This window comes from uncultured Corynebacterium sp. (assembly GCF_937999985.1).
Taxonomy (GTDB): Bacteria; Actinomycetota; Actinomycetes; order Mycobacteriales; family Mycobacteriaceae; genus Corynebacterium.
The window spans coordinates 1-2,658 of the sequence record NZ_CALLDG010000051.1 but is presented as its reverse complement, the minus strand read 5'-3'; the positions used below and the strand labels follow the sequence as shown (position 1 = coordinate 2,658).

General features: G+C 64.7%; 3 protein-coding genes. 2 read left to right on the top strand and 1 reads right to left on the bottom strand.

Annotation, left to right across the window (positions count from 1 at the left end):
* Nucleotides 1-37: 37 nt before the first annotated feature.
* Nucleotides 38-952 carry a LysR family transcriptional regulator gene (locus Q0331_RS02160; RefSeq protein ID WP_298074460.1) on the bottom strand — a complete coding sequence of 305 codons (915 nt, stop codon included), beginning with the start codon at nt 950-952 and terminating at the stop codon, nt 38-40.
* 58 nt (nt 953-1,010) lie between these two features.
* Here Q0331_RS02160 and Q0331_RS02155 point away from each other — a divergent pair, with 58 nt between their 5' ends.
* Together Q0331_RS02155 and Q0331_RS02150 are read left to right on the top strand one after the other, a co-directional pair.
* Complete coding sequence (locus Q0331_RS02155; RefSeq protein WP_298074458.1) at nt 1,011-1,910, top strand: EamA family transporter; 900 nt, start codon at nt 1,011-1,013, stop codon at nt 1,908-1,910.
* A complete protein-coding gene (locus Q0331_RS02150) occupies nt 1,907-2,560 on the top strand; it encodes an NAD(P)-dependent oxidoreductase (protein WP_005291837.1) in 654 nt (217 codons plus the stop codon). The genes Q0331_RS02155 and Q0331_RS02150 overlap by 4 nt, the downstream gene beginning before the upstream one ends.
* The last annotated feature ends 98 nt before the right edge of the window (nt 2,561-2,658 follow it).

The following is a 2,658-nucleotide window of genomic DNA, read 5'->3' as shown; positions in this document are numbered from 1 at the left end:
TGTACTGACCGGAGACGTTGATCGACGCGATCTGGCATCAGTCGACCATGTGCAGGGCGATTGATTCCTTGACCTGTTCGATGAACGCTCGAGCGGCGGGGCTCGGATTGAAAGATCCCCACGCGATGTACTCGGTCCGGCAAGGACCATCGACCACGGGAATGGCTCGCAGCGCTGGGTTGGCTGGCACACAGTCGACGGGCAGCAGGCAGACACCCAACCCGCGTTCGACGAGGGCGAGCATGAACTCGGTCGACATCGCCTCGAAGCCCACGCGGCGTTGAAGGCCTGCGGCAGCGAATGCCCGATCGCCTTGGAGCCTGCCCGGTGACCCGGCCGGGAAGTCAACGAACGTCTCGTCGGCCAGGTCGGCCAGGGCTAAGGTGCCCCTGTGTGCTAGCCGATGCTGTGACGCCATGACAGCGACGAGACGCCCTCGGGCGATCTCGTGCGCGGTGAGTCCGGACGCTGGGGTGACGTCGGCGTCCACGCCGAGGAATGCTACGTCGAGTCTCCCGCTACTGAGATCGCGCATGAACTCATTGCTTCCCCCGCTCCGCACGGTGAGATCCACGTGGGGATGGCTGGCGTGGAAGGCTGCGACGATGTCCGGCACGCTGACGGCTGTGACCGTCGGGATCACACCTACCGACAAGCTTCCGCGGACCTGGCCCACGGCCTCGGCGGCGACCGCCACGGCGCGGTCAGCGGCTGCGAGGCTGATCCGTGCTTCCGTGAGGAAGGCTTCGCCGGCGGGGGTCAGCTCGACCCGGCGGGATGAGCGCACGAACAGTGCCGTGCCGAGTTCCTTTTCGAGGGCCTTGATCTGGTGGCTCAGGGCTGACTGCACGACGAAGCAGCGTTCTGCTGCTCGCGTGAAGTTGCGTTTCTCGGCGATCGCCACGACGTACCTGAGCTGTTGGAGTTCCACCCAATCATGATAGCAGCTCATTGTTTGGGTGAGAACAATGTGTTGGACTCACTACTGGTGAGCGACTGATGATGGATGCATGAACACTTCTTCTCATCGGCGCCGCGGTTCGTTGCTGTGGACCTGTTTGACGGCGCTGGCCCCCGCTACGTGGGGGACGACATACATCGTGACCACACACCTCCTCCCAGCCGGGCATCCATTGTTTGCTGCGTTCATGAGGACGCTGCCGGCAGGGATCATCGCCTTGTGCCTGTCGAGGCAGCTGCCGCGCGGTTCATGGAGGTGGAAGAGCTTCGTGTTGGGCGGTCTGAACATGGCCGCGTTCTTCCCCCTGCTGTTCTTGTCGGCGCAGCGTCTTCCGGGCGGGGTAGCGGCCACGCTGAATGCGGTACAGCCCATCATCGTTGCCCTGCTGGCCGTGACTGTCCTCCACGAGCAACTCTCCGGATGGCGTCTGGGATGGGGTGTCGTGGGTGTCGTGGGCGTGGCCCTCGTGGTTCTCGGTCCAAGCGCTGCCCTGAACCCGGTGGGCGTGGTTGAAGGACTCGGCGGCGCAGTGGCCATGGCCACCGGCGTGGTCCTCACCAAGAAGTGGAAGCTCCCGGAAGGTGTCTCGCCCGTCGCACTGGCCGGTTGGCAGCTGACGTCCGCCGGCCTGCTGCTGGCGATCCCGGCGCTGCTGGTGGAGGGACCACCGCCGGTAATTCCTGTCCATGGCTGGCTTGGGTACGCCTGGCTCGGCCTGGTCGGAGCGCTGGTCTCCTACAGCCTCTGGTTTACCGGCATCCGACGACTTCCGGTCACGTCCACAGCCCTCCTGGGACTCCTCTCGCCGTTGGTCGCCGCCCTGCTCGGCGCCCTGATCGCGCATGAACACCTCGGAGCCGAGCAGTACCTCGGCTTCGCGATCGCCCTGGCTGCCATGGTCTGTGGCCAGCTCCCCGCCCCCACCAATTATCGAAAGGACAATTCATGAACATCACGATTCTCGGAGCCACCGGCATGGCCGGTACCGCGATCGCGCAGGAGGCCACACGCCGCGGCCACCACGTCACTTCCGTATCGCGCAACCCACCGGAGACCAACGACCCGCATACTACCGTCGCTCGTCTCGATCTGACAGATCTCGAGGCACCCCTGCAGCCCGTCCTGAACGACGCAGACGCCGTCGTGCTCGCCGTGCGCATGGCCCCCGGCGATGAGAGCAGTGTGGCTCCGCTGACCAGCCATGTCCTCGACCACGCCGCTGTCGCGGGGGTTCGGGTTCTGGTCGTAGGAGGAGCAGCGCCCTTACGCTCACCTCACGATCGGGAGTTGCGGGTCCTGGACGACCCCACCTTCGTGCCGCCCCAGTGGCGTGACGTCGCATCGGCCAGCCTCGACCAGTTCAACGCATGTACAGAACATCCGAACCAGAACTGGACCTACCTGAGTCCGTCGGCAGTCTTCGAGCCCGGACAGGGAACCGGCGCTTATCGCCGAGGCGGTGACACGCTTCTGATCAACCACGACGGTACGTCGCGGATCACCCCTGCGGACCTGGCCCTGGCCGTACTCGATGAGCTGGAACAGCCCAGCACCCAACGTCACTTCACCGCCATCGAGCAAGCAAAGGGTCTGGCCTAAAGCTAGCGGTTCACAGAGGAATCCTCGCTAACAACCGTGAGGGGGTCGAGTTATCGGCCCCCTCCGTCTATTCCAAGGGGACGCTCTTGCTCCACGCC